Origin of the sequence: Bacillus tequilensis (genome assembly GCF_012225885.1) — a bacterium.
GTDB classification, from domain to species: Bacteria; Bacillota; Bacilli; order Bacillales; family Bacillaceae; genus Bacillus; species Bacillus tequilensis.
This window is the reverse complement of sequence record NZ_CP048852.1, coordinates 1376176-1390695: the sequence shown is the minus strand read 5'-3', so window position 1 is coordinate 1390695 and position 14520 is coordinate 1376176. Positions and strand designations below refer to the sequence as shown.

The 14520-nt window shown below is 41.1% G+C and carries 14 protein-coding genes; 6 read left to right on the top strand and 8 right to left on the bottom strand.

The window, feature by feature from the left end; all coding sequences use genetic code 11:
• Window positions 1-64: 64 nt before the first annotated feature.
• From abbA to fadH, 5 genes are all read right to left on the bottom strand, one after another.
• Window positions 65-262 carry an AbrB antirepressor AbbA gene (gene abbA, locus G4P54_RS07420; RefSeq protein ID WP_081719932.1) on the bottom strand — a complete coding sequence of 66 codons (198 nt, stop codon included), beginning with the start codon at window positions 260-262 and terminating at the stop codon, window positions 65-67.
• 133 nt (window positions 263-395) lie between these two features.
• Complete coding sequence (locus G4P54_RS07415; RefSeq protein ID WP_167872246.1) at window positions 396-914, bottom strand: ribonuclease H-like YkuK family protein; 519 nt, start codon at window positions 912-914, stop codon at window positions 396-398.
• Window positions 915-1023: 109 nt separating this feature from the next.
• Window positions 1024-1263 (bottom strand): YkuJ family protein, encoded by a 240-nt coding sequence (locus tag G4P54_RS07410; protein WP_003218671.1) that lies wholly within the window; start codon window positions 1261-1263, stop codon window positions 1024-1026.
• A gap of 660 nt (window positions 1264-1923) precedes the next feature.
• Entirely contained in the window at window positions 1924-3147 is a 1224-nt protein-coding gene (locus tag G4P54_RS07405; RefSeq protein WP_167872245.1) for an EAL domain-containing protein, read from the bottom strand.
• A 63-nt stretch (window positions 3148-3210) separates the two neighbouring features.
• Window positions 3211-3975: a 2,4-dienoyl-CoA reductase gene (fadH, locus tag G4P54_RS07400; RefSeq protein WP_167872244.1), complete on the bottom strand. Its 765-nt coding sequence runs from the start codon at window positions 3973-3975 to the stop codon at window positions 3211-3213.
• A gap of 143 nt (window positions 3976-4118) precedes the next feature.
• On the opposite strand from fadH, the gene G4P54_RS07395 reads away from it, so the two are divergent.
• The 4 genes from G4P54_RS07395 (at window position 4119) to G4P54_RS07380 (ending at window position 7482) form a co-directional block, all read left to right on the top strand.
• Window positions 4119-4979, top strand: coding sequence for a metallophosphoesterase (locus tag G4P54_RS07395; RefSeq protein WP_167872243.1), 861 nt, complete (start codon window positions 4119-4121; stop codon window positions 4977-4979).
• A 56-nt stretch (window positions 4980-5035) separates the two neighbouring features.
• The gene (locus G4P54_RS07390; RefSeq protein ID WP_420809522.1) at window positions 5036-5524 is read left to right on the top strand and encodes a L,D-transpeptidase; all 489 of its coding nucleotides are present in this window, start codon (window positions 5036-5038) and stop codon (window positions 5522-5524) included.
• 75 nt (window positions 5525-5599) lie between these two features.
• Window positions 5600-6892 (top strand): MFS transporter, encoded by a 1293-nt coding sequence (locus G4P54_RS07385; protein ID WP_024716251.1) that lies wholly within the window; start codon window positions 5600-5602, stop codon window positions 6890-6892.
• Between the two features lie 125 nt (window positions 6893-7017).
• On the top strand, window positions 7018-7482 hold the full coding sequence (locus G4P54_RS07380; protein WP_024716252.1) for a YkyB family protein: 465 nt from the start codon (window positions 7018-7020) through the stop codon (window positions 7480-7482).
• 43 nt (window positions 7483-7525) lie between these two features.
• On the opposite strand, the gene cheV is transcribed toward G4P54_RS07380, so the two are convergent.
• Entirely contained in the window at window positions 7526-8437 is a 912-nt protein-coding gene (gene cheV / locus G4P54_RS07375; protein WP_024716253.1) for a chemotaxis protein CheV, read from the bottom strand.
• Window positions 8438-8642: 205 nt separating this feature from the next.
• Between cheV and G4P54_RS07370 the strand changes: the two genes are divergently transcribed.
• The gene (locus G4P54_RS07370) at window positions 8643-8804 is read left to right on the top strand and encodes a hypothetical protein (protein WP_167872242.1); all 162 of its coding nucleotides are present in this window, start codon (window positions 8643-8645) and stop codon (window positions 8802-8804) included.
• 201 nt (window positions 8805-9005) lie between these two features.
• Window positions 9006-10187 carry an aminotransferase A gene (locus G4P54_RS07365; RefSeq protein ID WP_024716254.1) on the top strand — a complete coding sequence of 394 codons (1182 nt, stop codon included), beginning with the start codon at window positions 9006-9008 and terminating at the stop codon, window positions 10185-10187.
• Here the strand turns inward: G4P54_RS07365 and kinA are convergent.
• Window positions 10184-12013 carry a sporulation histidine kinase KinA gene (gene kinA, locus G4P54_RS07360; RefSeq protein ID WP_167872241.1) on the bottom strand — a complete coding sequence of 610 codons (1830 nt, stop codon included), beginning with the start codon at window positions 12011-12013 and terminating at the stop codon, window positions 10184-10186. The two genes, G4P54_RS07365 and kinA, sit on opposite strands and share 4 nt — an antisense overlap.
• Window positions 12014-12177: 164 nt before the next feature.
• Window positions 12178-14298: a peptidoglycan D,D-transpeptidase FtsI family protein gene (locus G4P54_RS07355; protein ID WP_167872240.1), complete on the bottom strand. Its 2121-nt coding sequence runs from the start codon at window positions 14296-14298 to the stop codon at window positions 12178-12180.
• Window positions 14299-14520: the final 222 nt, after the last annotated feature.

Genomic DNA, 14520 nt, shown 5'->3' with positions numbered 1-14520 from the left:
TCGAAAAGTTTCCTTTCATTAAAAAAGATACTCTTTGTGTGAGTATCAATTATAGAGTGTTCCATTAATTTTCAAATCGAAATCGGTCGTAAAGCGTTACAAGTTTTTTGTAGGTGATTCCGTCAACGTTTTTGGTTCCTGTCTCTATATCGTTGATCTCACTGCTCAAAAGCTCGATGGCATATTCATGATTGATCAGGATATTCAGCAGAAGTTTTTGTTCTTCTTCTGTAAATCGTTCACTGATAAGACTCATTTGCAATCAGGCCCCCTGTTTTATACTGAATACCTCTGAAAGCAAGACAACTTACTTTCAGCTCTACCGCTAGAATAAGTAATCAGAAAACAAACGTCAACCGCATAATTCGACATTTCCCTTGGCTTTTCAGCCTGAATTATTTTGTGAAACGATTTGCATAGCTGAAGGCAGTATAGGAATCTGGTTTTATTTTCGCCTCAATTCCCATGGAAGTGATGCGTCCTGTCATTTCTTGAATCAGATCTTTCGTGAGCCCTTTTTTCCCAATATCCAAGTGAACTTCAAAGGTAAGATCCGCCCCCTCACCGGTAAAGGGCAGGAGCAGATCGGTAATATCCATTAAGTGTCCATCAAGAATATAAGCGGCCGTTTCTTGGCTGTACGCCGTTTCTAACGAAATCTTTTCCCGAAGGCTATGTATGGGTCTGTCGACTGTATGATTTTTCAAGCAGCCCCAAGCTCCCTTGCCTGTACGATGCAAATGCAATGCGGTAATAAACTTTGTGTAATCGCGGTAGACCTGTGAATCGGTTCCGATCGATAACACATAGGAAGAACGGGGATCCTTTCGAACAAAGGCTTTAAGCCGTTCCATCACATCTTGAAAGGTCATCTGTGCTTCTGAAAGATTATAAAATAGAAAAGAATCAGCCATGACGACACTCCTTTTCAAGGATTTACAACCATGAAACAAGTATGTTCCTTATCGTTTATTTCGATTACTTTTTGCAAAACGGAAGCTTGCTCTCCCCAGTTCAGGAAACCTACTGAAGAAGTTCAAAGATTTCGATTGAAACCATGTCGATATTATCAAACGGATATGTGTTAGGTTTTTCACCTTTTTGGAAAACCGTCAGTTCAAACGTTTGATTTTTTTCGAAATATTTAACACTGCATATTTTCTCACCATTCACTTCGAAATAACGCTGCATTGGCTCGTTAGCCGCTTCCGCCGTTTCTTGCAGACTTTGCAGCCGTGTGATGATACCCATTAATTGTGACATTCTAAAAAAAGACTCCTTTCAAAAAGCAACTTCAAATCAACAAGTATTTATTATAATACAAGTTCTATTGAGCATCATACCATAAAGTCGGACTGGATGGCATTTTCACTGCTGAATTTAAGAAAAGAAAAAAAGTGAAAAAACGATTTTCCTTTAGTTTGAGGCTTTTTTTGAATGTCATACACACAATTATGATTTTTTTCAAATATCCAATCATCAAGAAAGCTTTTTTGCCATTTGATTAAAAAATTTTTTTGACATTCCTAGTGAAACTCACATGGCCAAACTACTCAGCAGTCGTAATGAATACGAGACCTTAAAACGGATTATGGCTTCAAAATTATGTAATAATAAAATGAGGACTTCCCACCGTCATTCCGTGTAACAGCTCTTGCACGGCGCTGCAGCATTGGTTCGGGAGTTCGGGCCAACGTTTTCCACTAATAAGGTTTATTGTTTCATTGGATTGTCTTATGCTCTAGGCAAATAAAAAAACTTGGCGGGGGTAGCGCCAAGCTTTTTTGGATCTTGATCTGATAGAGGGGTTGGGGAACAGAGAGTAGCTTCTCTCTATAAATAAATGATAATGATTCTCATTGTCAATGTCAATCGTTTTTTGATATTTTTTTCAATTCATAAAAAAAGACGGCCTTTCAGCCGCTAAATCAGTCCATCCTGCTCATATAAATAAGAATAAGGCAAATCTATAAATAAATACATCTGATCATCCATCGGATAAGAAAACGTTCTGATCATTTCACCTGTTTCCAAATCACTGTACAAATCACTGAAAAATCCTTTTCTGAGATTTCTCATTCTCATGATGTTCTCCAGAAAATAAGGACGCCAGCTCCAATTCTTTTCCGCGTATTCCGGCTGGTAAACCCATTCGCCATCTTGTTTAAACACATTTCCCGTCAGCTGATCGCCTTCTTCATCACACATGTAAATTCGAAAGCTGCAATCTGTCAGCTCTTCCGCCAGCTTTTTAATAAACTCATCATCAGAAGACAGACTGTTTTTTCTCAAAGATGTCACAGCTTGATGCACTCTTTTGTAAAACTGTTCAGAGTGCTCATAGACGGTTTCAAGCTTCTTTTTCTCATGTGTGATAAATTGGTGAAATTCAGTTTTGAGTCTTTGTTTTAATACATCTCTCTCTAAAAACGTTTCGGACGGAGACACCAAGTAATAGCCTTGAAAATAGCGGCCTCCGTTTCTCCAAGCGTACTGAAGCTGGAAGTTGGCCTCAATGTCTTCATACAGCAGCGCCGCACCGATTTTTCTGGCCAATAAAGAGATGCTGTACAGCACATGCTCATATGAAGGTGACGGCTGTGATACTTTCAGCGCCTGCAAATCAATTTTTAACAGATCTGGTGAGAGCAGGGCAATTCTGTCCAAGTTGCTGCTTTCTTTTCCGATGTTATCGACTGCGATTTTAATTCCGTATGTACGATAGTAGGCAAGCATATGGTAGAGCTGCTCAATGTCTCCTTCAAAATTGTGCTCCGTAATTTCAAGCACAAACCGATGAAGTTCGATTCCTTTTGCTTCATATTCTTTCAGAAGCTCGAGAAAGCTTTCGCCATGATCAAGCATCAGCAGATTGGCATCCTGATTCATAAAAATCAGCAGATCTGAATCGGCCTCTAAAAAACGGTCAAGAGCCTGGCGGATAATTCTGTTATCAACCTCTAGTTTATATTCTTCGGGTATCCCCGCGTCTAAAAAGAAGGGCCCGAGGCTTTGGATTTCTGAATCTGCCAAAATGCGTCCAAGCACCTCATATCCGACAATTTTCTGTTCCTCAGCACTGAAAATCGCCTGGTAATATGGGAGGACATCATCCATGTTCGTTAAAATATCAAGTGGATCCAACATGTTATCACCTGCTTCTCTATCTTTGTCTGATTATACCACATTGAATCCAAAGATTAATATGCTTTAAAACGGATAAGGATTCAGCCATTGCCCCCCGTCCATTGTGATACAATCCCCGTTTATATAGGATGCTTCGTCAGAAAGCAAAAACGCAGCCAATGCGGCGATCTCCTCCGGTGTGCCCAGCCGGCCGAGAGGAACACTGTTCATTGTGCGGGCCTTCGCTTTTTCCGATTCAAAAAGCTTCTCTGCCCCTCCTGTTCGTTCAATCGGTCCGGGGGCGATCGCGTTTGAGCGGATTCCGTATTGGCTTCCCCACTCAACGGCCAGCGTTCTTGTCAGTGACAAAACCCCTGCTTTAGCTGCAGCGGAATGAACAACCCCAGCTCCCGCTCCCCAAGCGTACGTAGCGGCCATATTTAAGATAACGCCCTTCTGCTCCTGCTCGATCCAATGCTTTGCCGCGGCTTGGCTGCAAAAGAATGTGCCGTTTAAAACAATCTCAATAACAGCTTTCCATCCATTGGGCGTCAGCTTTTCCGCCGGGCAAATAAAATTACCGGCCGCATTGTTAATCAGCGCATCAAGCCTGCCAAAGGCTTTTATCGCTTCTGTAATCATGTCTGAAGCAGCGGAATCTGAACGGACATCCATTTGAAAACAGGCAATCTGTCCCTCAAAGGTCTCAATTTCTCTTTTCGTTTCCTCAAGCGCCTCCCGTTTCCTCCCTGTCACCATGACGTACCAGCCTGATTCAGCCAGTTTTTTTGCTATCGCTTTTCCCATGCCGCTTGACCCGCCGGTAATGATAACCGCTTTTTTTCCCATGTTTCTCCCTCCCTGTTATGAATGAATATTCATTCAATTTTATTCTATCATTATATGCATGCCTCTGTCAGTACATGCTGACATGAGATTTTTTCAAGATACAGATGATATAATAGAAAAACTCTATTAAAGGTTGGTTTGAAATGAAAAAGATGTCCAGAAGACAATTCCTAAAAGGAACGTTCGGAGCTCTTGCTGCCGGGGCTTTAGCGGCCGGCGGCGGATACGGCTATGCCCGATATCTGGAGCCGCATATGATCGAGACAATCGAACGCACAATCAAAAGCTCTCTCATTCCGCACGGATTTGACGGTTTTAAAATCGTACAGTTCAGTGATACGCACTTGAGTGATTATTTTACTCTTGAAGATTTACAAACTGTCATCCTGACAATTAATGAATGTACACCTGATCTGATTGTTTTTACAGGTGATATTATTGATAATCCTGATACGTATCAGCACCATCAAGCAGTCATTCCATTACTGAGAAAACTGAATGCTCCCTTTGGCAAACTTTGTATATACGGCAATCATGATCATGGGGGTTATGGAACAGCTGTTTACAAAAGCCTGATGACGGCCGGCGGTTTTACGGTATACCGCAATGGCTATCAAACAGTGCCGCTTGCAGATGGCAGCGAAATCGAGATTGCATCACTTGATGACTTAATGCTCGGAAACCCAGATTATGAAGGCATCCTTTCACGGCTTAGCGAAAAACTTTTTTCCATCCTGCTCGTCCATGAACCTGATGCGGCCTTGAAAACAACTGGATATCCGGTGAATCTTCAGCTTTCCGGGCATACACACGGCGGCCAGATTCAGCTGCCTTTTTACGGACCGATTATTACACCTCCATATGGAAAGGTCTACACAGAAGGAATGTATCAAACAGGAAACACTCATATTTACGTAAACCGCGGCCTCGGGATGACCAGACTGCCGTTGCGGTTTCTATCCAAGCCAGAAATCACTGTCTTTACCTTAAAAAGCACGAATTAATGTAGCAGGATGGACTCCTCCTCAATACTAATAAGTAAAAAAGGAGGCTGTGGAAATTGCTCACATACCATGTCATACCAAGTGATGTCCCGGACATGATGCCCCCCATTTTTGGAATCAGCACAGATGTTTTATATCAGTCATTTAGCGGGCTGCAATCGGCTGCCAGACCGGGACGTTTTTTTGTCACCCCCGTGCTTCGTGCCCCCAATTCGTATCATATCGCGGTTTCAATCGGAGCGAAAACCCTGACTCTGTTTCAAAATAACCGAGTCATTAAAACGTATCCGATTGCTGTCGGGAAAATTCTGACACAAACGCCTTACGGAGATTTTTATATTATCAATCGCCAGCGGAATCCCGGCGGCCCGTATGGTGCGTATTGGCTGGGACTTTCTAGACCGCACTATGGCATTCACGGGACGAATAATCCTTCTTCAATTGGCAAGGCTGTTTCTAAAGGCTGCATTCGCATGCATAATAAAGACGTGATCGAACTCGCTTCAATTGTGCCAAACGGAACAAGAGTCACCATTAACCGGTAATGTTTTCTTATTTGTTTCAAAAACAGGCGGTTTATAATATGATAAAGTGGGACCTTTAGGGTAAGGAGCGTTTTTATGGATATATTTAAAAATCGTAATTTTGTTCGTCTATTTTTCGCAGCACTCGCTTCTCAAATGGGCACGACAGTAGGCAACATGGCATTTGCTTTTTTCTTGCTGGACCGCTTCAGCAGCCAGCCTTCATATACGACCTTGGCGGAGCTGATGTATTCTCTTCCGACCGTATTTGTATTTCTGATCGTGGGAGTTGTCGCGGACCGGTTTGACAGAAAGAAGGTAGCGGAAAACTGTGATTGGATCAGAGCAGGCCTGACTGTCGTTCTTTTTTTCACATTATTTACCGGCAATATTCCTCTTGTTTTCTGTATTTTATTTATCAGAAGCGCTGTAACGAAGTTTTTCTTTCCGGCAGAAAATAGTTTGGTACAAGCCATCCTGCCAAAGGAGCACTATGCGAAAGCGGCGGGGCTTAACCAGATGCTCTTTAGTATTTTTATGGTATTCGGTGTTGGAATAGGTGCTTTCATGTACAACACAATCGGTATTGAAGGCGCCATTGCTCTTGATTTTGTCAGCTTTATCATTTCCGGGCTTTTGATCCGCAGCTGCCGGATTCCGAAAGAAGCCAGACAGCCAAACGGTGCATACAGCTGGAGAAAAGCTTCTGTTAAAGATTCAATACATGATTTTAGGGAAGGCGTTCTCTATATTTTAAAGAACAAACTGCTTGCGTCTCTCATTTTCGGCTTCTTCATTTTTGGATTTGTCAATGGAGGATTCGCCGTATTGCCGATGTTTACAATGAAATACGGATTGGCGCCTGACCGTTATGAGTGGCATACGTCAGTATTTACGATCGCACTCGGGTTTGGGCTGCTGGCTGGAAGTGTAATCGGTACGGTCATCTCTAAAAAAGTGAAGCCGCATTTTTTAATGTCGATACCGATTTTCATTGCCGGCTTGCTGATTTTTGTCCTCGGCTACACGAATGTTTTATGGGTTTATTACGCGGCTTCTTTTACTCTGGGAATGTGTATCGGACCGATCAACATTGCAATCGGCGGATGGATGCCAAAGATTGTTCATCCAAAGCTGATGGGACGTGTAAGCGGCCTGCAGGATCCATTTATGATGTTTGCACAGTCTTTGACACTCGGCTTAGTTGCGTTGTTATTCCCTAAGTTCGTTTCCAACATAGACTATCTTTATTACGGCATGGGCGTCATCATCCTGCTTGTTTTTGTTTTTTATTTTGTTGCATTGCCAAAATACAGTGCACAGGCTGTGGAAGTGAATGTTCAGGAAGTATTTCAAGAGCGGCCGAAAAAGAAAGCAAAATCTGTATAATATACGTTAAAACTGCGCTTTTTTTCTTAGAAAAAAGCGCATTTTTACATTCAATATTTGCATTTCAACTTTAAAAAAGTATAATCTAATCATATAGAACTTGATAAGAGCAAAGGAGAGAAATAATGGACGACCATGCATATACGAAAGATCTGCAGCCAACAGTAGAAAATCTTTCAAAAGCAGTTTACACTGTGAACCGCCATGCAAAAACCGCCCCCAACCCTAAATACCTATATCTGCTGAAAAAACGGGCTTTGCAAAAGCTTGTTAAAGAAGGTAAAGGAAAGAAAATAGGGCTTCATTTTTCAAAAAATCCAAGGTTCAGCCAACAGCAATCGGACGTGCTTATCTCAATCGGAGACTACTATTTTCACATGCCTCCAACTAAAGAAGACTTCGAACATCTTCCGCATTTAGGTACACTTAATCAATCGTACCGAAATCCTAAAGCTCAAATGTCTTTAACAAAAGCGAAACACCTATTGCAAGAATATGTCGGCATGAAAGAAAAGCCGCTTGTGCCAAATCGCCAGCAGCCAACCTATCATAAACCTGTCTTTAAAAAACTTGGTGAAAGTTACTTTTAAAATAAAAACAGCCGTGCCCCTTCGGGCACCGGCTGTTTTTTATTTATTCGATGACATACGTATCCACTTTTTTAATTAAATCACTGATCTCAGGCTTGCTGATTTGCTCATCTGCGCCAACGACTTCTCCGCGGTGACGCAAATCATCCGTAATTAATGATGAGAAAATCATAACCGGCACGTCTGCGCTTTTCGGATTTTCCTTCAGAAGCTTCGTCAGCCTGTGCCCGTCCATTTTTGGCATTTCAATATCAGTAATGATCATGTCAATCTGTTCTGATAAATCCGTTTCCGTTTCGGCCAGGTTCATAATATAGTCATATGCTTCTTTTCCGTTTTCAAACGAAGACACATTGTTGTACCCTGCTTCTTTTAACTCATCCTGTAAGAGACGCATCAACAGCGGTGAATCCTCTACAATGATAAGCTTTTTATCAGCTCTTCTTTCATCGAAGCCCTCAGTATGCATATTGTACGTATCCACACCTGAGTCAGATTCAATGTCATAAATAATTTTTTCATAGTCAGGCAAAAAGATCATCAGGTCTTCAAGCTTAATAATCCCAGTAAGGTGCCGCTCCATGCCTTGATTTAAAGATGTCGGTTTTTCAATTGCTTCCCAGGATACTCTGTGAATTTGAGAAACAGAGCCGACATGAAAAACAATTTTCCGTTTATTGAATTCAGTCACGATATATTTCTCGTCTTTTGATCCGTCTGGCTCAACTCCAAAAAATGAGAAGAGGCTGATCACAGGAAGAATTTCTCCCCTGAGCTTAATCATTCCTTCTACATGCTGATGGGAGTGAGGCACAGATGTCACCTCGACTGGCTGAATAATTTCCCTTACTTTCATCACGTTAATTCCGAAAGCATTATCGCCCACGCCAAACTTCACAATTTCTAATTCATTTGTTCCAGAATCCAATAAAATTTCGTATTGTTGTAACGACAATTCAATCCCTCGCTATTCGCATTCAGTATTGTACTGTATATATCGGCTTAAATTGTAAAAAGTGAATGGCAAGCCGCTTCAAAATCGGATTCTGGGAGCGGTAAGCTGCAATTCTTGAAAAAGAAACTTTTTTCCTAATCCCCATTGACTTTCCAACTGACAATGATAAAATAGTCAAGGATTTTTCGAAAGAAGGGTGTAAATAATGGGTACCTTAGTAATATTTAAAGAAAATGAAATGACTGTTTTAGAAGATATCAGTGAAGAGGCTTACGAGCATATGAAGAAAGAATCAGCTGATCTTCAAGAAGAACATCCCCCGTATATGCTTTGGCACGAAGACCTTCATTTTGATTATGGTTATTAATGAATTTGGCACATATAAACAATAATAGAACGTGATACAATAAAGACAATCAAATCGCTGGTTGTCTTCTTTTTTTCTGAACAGAAAGGTATGTTTGGAAAATAGGCGCATACAATCGATATATATCGGCTAAAAAGGTGACAAATGATCAGCTAGTGGTAAAATAGGATAAACTCATTATATTTGTTAAGGTGATGAATTATGGAACATTTGCTGAATCCGAAAGCAAGAGAGATTGAAATTTCAGGAATACGCAAATTCTCAAATCTTGTAGCTCAACATGAAGATGTCATTTCACTTACAATCGGCCAGCCTGATTTTTTCACACCGCATCATGTGAAGGCTGCCGCAAAAAAAGCCATTGATGAAAATGTGACATCATATACTCCGAACGCCGGCTATCTGGAGCTGAGACAAGCTGTACAGCTTTATATGAAGAAAAAAGCGGATTTCAACTATGATGCTGAATCTGAGATCATCATCACAACAGGCGCAAGCCAAGCCATTGATGCTGCATTCCGGACAATTTTATCTCCCGGTGATGAAGTGATTATGCCGGGGCCGATTTATCCAGGCTATGAACCAATCATCAATTTGTGCGGCGCCACGCCTGTTATTGTAGATACTACGTCACATGGCTTTAAGCTTACTGCCCGGCTGATTGAAGATGCGCTGACTCCTAACACCAAGTGTGTCGTGCTTCCGTATCCGTCAAATCCTACCGGTGTGACTTTATCTGAGGAGGAGCTAAAAAGCATCGCTGATCTTTTAAAAGGCAGAAATGTCTTCGTATTGTCTGATGAAATATACAGTGAATTAACATATGACAGACCGCATTATTCCATCGCAACCCATTTGCGAGATCAAACGATTGTCATTAACGGCTTGTCAAAATCACACAGCATGACCGGTTGGAGAATTGGGTTTTTATTCGCACCGAAAGACATTGCAAAACACATTTTAAAAGTTCATCAATACAATGTGTCATGTGCATCTTCGATTTCTCAAAAAGCCGCTCTTGAAGCTGTGACAAACGGCTTTGACGACGCCCTGATTATGAGAGAACAATACAAAAAACGGCTTGACTATGTGTATGACCGCCTTGTTTCCATGGGACTTGACGTTGTAAAACCGTCTGGCGCGTTTTATATCTTCCCTTCTATTAAATCATTTGGAATGTCTTCATTTGAATTTAGTATGGCTCTATTGGAGGATGCTGGTGTGGCACTCGTGCCAGGGAGCTCGTTCTCAAAGTATGGTGAAGGATATGTGAGGCTGTCTTTCGCATACTCGCTGGACACGCTTAGAGAAGGCTTGGACCGATTGGAATTATTTATATTAAAAAAACGAGAATCCATGCAGACGATAAACAACGGCGTTTAAGCCGTTGTTTTATTTTTTGGAAATGAAATTTTAAACGCTGTGCCTTTTTCGGGGTGGCTGTCCACATGAATGACTCCCTTATGATTTTCAATAATATTAAATGTCACCATCAGCCCAAGCCCCGTGCCTTTTTCTTTTGTTGTTAAAAATGGTTCTCCAATCCGGTTCAGCACCTTTTCAGGTATGCCTTCCCCTTCATCTTTTACAGTGACATGAACAGAATTCTCATCCTCGGTTATGATAATGTCTACTGTTCCCCCGTGAGGCATTGATTCAACTGCATTTTTAATTAAATTAATGAATACCTGCTTTAATTGGTTTTGATCTCCGTTTATATAAATACTGTCCTTTTCATAGCTGGTTCTGATAAAAATGCCGTTCAAATTTGCCTGCGTTTCTAACAGGGCTGAGACCTCACCAATTAATTTTTTTAAGTTCAAGTATTCTTTCATGGCATTTTGCTGGGGTTTCGCAAGCATAAGCAGCTCACTGAGTATTACTTCGATCCGGCTGAGTTCAGAAAATACAATATCAAAGTAATGATCGTTTCCTTCCATCGTCGGTTTCATCAGCTGTAAAAAACCTTTAATCGCTGTCAACGGGTTGCGTATCTCGTGTGCGATTCCCGCCGCGAGCTGCCCTGCGATCGATAATTTTTCTGATTTCAGCATTAATTCTTCTGTTTGTTTTCTCTCAGAAATATCCCGAAGAATGACTTGGACGGCCGCTTCACCAAAAAAGGTCGTTGGAATGCAGACCATCTCCGTATAGATGACCCTGTTCTGTAAGGTGAACCAGGATTGCTTGACAATTTCCGATTCTGTTTTTTGCTCTGCGATGTTTTGGATTCTCTCTTTTACATCCTCGTGATCGCAAGGATGCAGCTGATCGTATATGTTTTTGCCAATTAAATCTTCATAAGTAGCCGCTTCAAACAGTGAAATTCCCGACTCATTCATAAATACCCATTTACCGTTATGAATCACCGCAATGGTATCGATTGAATTTTGAATCAGCAGCTGATATCGTTCACGGCTTTTTTGCAGTATGGATTGGAATTTTTTCCTTGAAGAGATGTCAATCAGCAGCAGCAGTTCAGCCTGCTGGTTTTTGTAGATGGTCGGGGTCGCTTTCACTTCTAAATGAACAGGTGTTCCATCAAGCCTTTTCCACGTCTGTTCGATCATTCCGACTTCCATTCCTTTTTGCATTCTTATAATCCTGTTTTTCACGATATCATGATATTCTTCTTCAATAAATTCATAGGACCATTTCCCAATAATAGCATCCTTGCTTTTTGCTCCCAGCATGGAAAGCATCGCGCTGTTTACATAGACGATCTTACCTTTGATACTGATGCAAAGCGGACTCGGGAGATTTTCAACTAATCGTTCATAATCATTCGTGATATATGTAGTCGATTCCGGGCTTTCAGGCTCGATTTCATGTTTTTCGCAGTTTATGGATTTATTTCCTTTCTCTTCAAGAACCTTCATTTTCAAAATGATTTCCCGTTCTGTCCGCTCAGCTCTTGTCGTAACGATTTCTACCGCAGCCTCCACCCACACAATCGTATGATCTTTTTTAATCAAACGAAAGGTGCACGGCATCAGATGATGTTCATTATAAAAATAGCTTTCAACTAAAAATTGATCTTCCTCATGCAGAAACGTTTTGAGGAATGATCCGATCATCTCTCCTTGGAGATAGCCCAAATGCAGTTTGGAGTTGGCAGATATATAAATGATGCGTCCATTAGAGGCCAATACTGCATGAATATCAGTTTTCGTTTGAAATGGTTTAACATGCTGCGTATCCTGTTCCACAGAATCCCTCCTTTGCATGATCATCGTGTTTAAATATATACAGATTGACTTTTACCTAGTATGATTCGCTAGAAATTGAGTATTCTCCTTCTATTCTTATGGTGAACGTCAATTTTTGAATAAAAGAAAGGGTGCACAACCTTTCAGTTGTACACCCTTTCTTTTTATTTTTTACCGTGTTTCTTTTCGAGCTCTGCATAAGCGTGGATAACTCTTTTGGCAATAATTTTATTGATCTTATCATCATCCTTTACTGAAGGTACAACGACACTGAAAGCCACTTTTGGATTTTTCGACGGGTAATAGCCGACAAATGTCAGATTGTATGTTTTTTTTCCCCACCAGTTGCGATTTGTACCGTAGTAAAATGTTTCCGCTGTTCCTGTTTTTCCTGATACATCTTCTGTAAACGTATTTTTAGCTGTTCCTGAAGCGGTAACTAATTTCATTCCGGTCTTTACCTGCTGTATATCACTTTCTGTGTTGTTAATTTTATTGAGAATGTTTGGCTTTCTCTGTTCAATTGTTTTTCCGAGACCCTCTTTCTTGCTGGGCTCATGGATACTTGTAACAATTCTCGGCTGAACACGGTAGCCGCCGTTGGCAATGGCTGAGATGTACTGCGCCATTTGAAGCGGTGTGTATGTATCATATTGACCGATTGCCAAATCTAGTATTAGCCCTCCTACTGCATCAGGAGTGGTTTGCATTCCGGCTGATTCCTGCGGCAGATCAATACCTGTCTTTACGCCCAGGCCAAATTGGCTGTAGTAATTTCTCATTTTGTTTAGATCCTTCTGATCAGCTGGGAGAGGCCCGTGCGGCTTGTATGTGACACCCGCAATATGCATGGCGACATTGAACATATATACGTTTGAACTTCTTTGCAAAGCGGTTAATTCATTAATGATTCCCATATTCGTGTAGGATTTCTTTGGTTTGTTGCCATTTCCCGCTAAATAAAGAGGCGTATCGACAAAATATTTATAATGCGGAATTCCGTCCTGATAGCCGGCAAGTACGGTAGCGCCCTTTACTGCTGACCCCATTTCATATTGGGTTGTGAATGCCCCGATCGCATAATCTTGAATTTTATTTGTTTCTAAATCTATCTTTTTTCCTGCCATCGACAAAATATCGCCGTTATTCGGGTCCATCATTACCGCAAAGGCTCTGTCAAGCATATAGTTTCCGCGTGCGCGGCTGTTTCTTACTTCTTCTTCAATGATTTTTTCTACTTCCGCCTGAAGCTCCATATCAAAAGAAAGCCGAAGATCGTATCCCCTGCTGCCTTTATCAATGGTTTTTTGGCTGACGACATTTCCTTTGTTGTCTTCTACGTATTGCACTTTTTCCTTGTGGGAATTTAAATAGTCTTCATATTGATACTCTAAATAACTTTTTCCCACCCTGTCATTATTCGCATAGCCTCTTGTTAAGTAGAAATCTTTCCGGTCGCTCAAAAGACCCTGATCTGGTGTCGTGACGCCTCCAAAAACGGAATACAGCGTTTTGTCGTACGGGTATTTTCGTGTCCAATAGTTTACGATGTCGATTCCCGGAAGCTCTTCTAAATGCTCAGAAACAATTGAAATTTCATCATATGTTAAGTCATTTTTTGGCCGCTGCGTGGAGCTTTTCTTCTCATCAAGCAGCGTTCCGTTTTTTCCATTTCTGTTGCTTTCATTTGGGTTCATCGCCTTAACGATTTGAGGTTCGTAAGCATTTGCGCTTGAAAACCTTGTATATATCGCAGCGATTTCCATTTCTTCGTCATCTTTCTGAATAGCCTTCAATTCTTGATCCGGGATTCGATCAATTTGGAGCTTGTAAGCCTGCGCCCCTTTCAGATTGCTTTCAGATTTCTTAAGCAGAGCAAGGGCTTTTTTCGGATGTGACGCGATCCAGTAATCACGCAAATCTCTTTCCTTCAAAAATTCGGTGTCAATATGAATGAAAGCAGCAAGCCGCTTCGCTGTTTTGATTTTATCCTCTGTTTTTGTGCTTGATGTTGAAACATACACAATTTCAGGCACGCTCTGGTTATCCACAGCCACTTTCTGATTTCTGTCGTACATTTTCCCTCGAGGCGCGGGATAGTACGCTGTTTTTGCATTTGCTCTTTCAGCGTCTTCTTCATGCTGATCACCTTCAACAATTTGAACAAAGCCAAGCTTAAAGATTAATGCAGTGAAAAGAACAAAGACAGCAAGGAAAAAAAGGTTCATTCTGATTGCCCGGTTTCCTTTGCGCTTTTTCTTTGGTTCACGTCCTATTTCAGTCACTTCTGGTTACTCCTCTCAAATCATTCAATATATTTACATATACTGAAATTAATTGTAACACCTTTGTAATAGTTGTTACAGCAAAAAGGGGTAAAAAAAGCTGTCAATATAAAAACATATTAAAATATAACTAATGATTCAAAAAAAAGGAAGCTATGTAACTGTATGATAAAATCATGACATGCGCTGATTCGCTTCATTTCAGCAGTTCAGCACACATTG

Bases quoted from the DNA above. Each gene is read 5' to 3' on its own strand.
- G4P54_RS07415 (WP_167872246.1), bottom strand. From the start codon at position 914: ATGGCTGATTCTTTTCTATTTTATAATCTTTCAGAAGCACAGATGACC.
- G4P54_RS07365 (WP_024716254.1), top strand. From the start codon at position 9,006: ATGGAACATTTGCTGAATCCGAAAGCAAGAGAGATTGAAATTTCAGGA.
- G4P54_RS07395 (WP_167872243.1), top strand. From the start codon at position 4,119: ATGAAAAAGATGTCCAGAAGACAATTCCTAAAAGGAACGTTCGGAGCT.
- G4P54_RS07410 (WP_003218671.1), bottom strand. From the start codon at position 1,263: ATGTCACAATTAATGGGTATCATCACACGGCTGCAAAGTCTGCAAGAA.
- fadH (WP_167872244.1), bottom strand. From the start codon at position 3,975: ATGGGAAAAAAAGCGGTTATCATTACCGGCGGGTCAAGCGGCATGGGA.
- G4P54_RS07385 (WP_024716251.1), top strand. From the start codon at position 5,600: ATGGATATATTTAAAAATCGTAATTTTGTTCGTCTATTTTTCGCAGCA.
- G4P54_RS07405 (WP_167872245.1), bottom strand. From the start codon at position 3,147: ATGTTGGATCCACTTGATATTTTAACGAACATGGATGATGTCCTCCCA.
- G4P54_RS07370 (WP_167872242.1), top strand. From the start codon at position 8,643: ATGGGTACCTTAGTAATATTTAAAGAAAATGAAATGACTGTTTTAGAA.
- G4P54_RS07380 (WP_024716252.1), top strand. From the start codon at position 7,018: ATGGACGACCATGCATATACGAAAGATCTGCAGCCAACAGTAGAAAAT.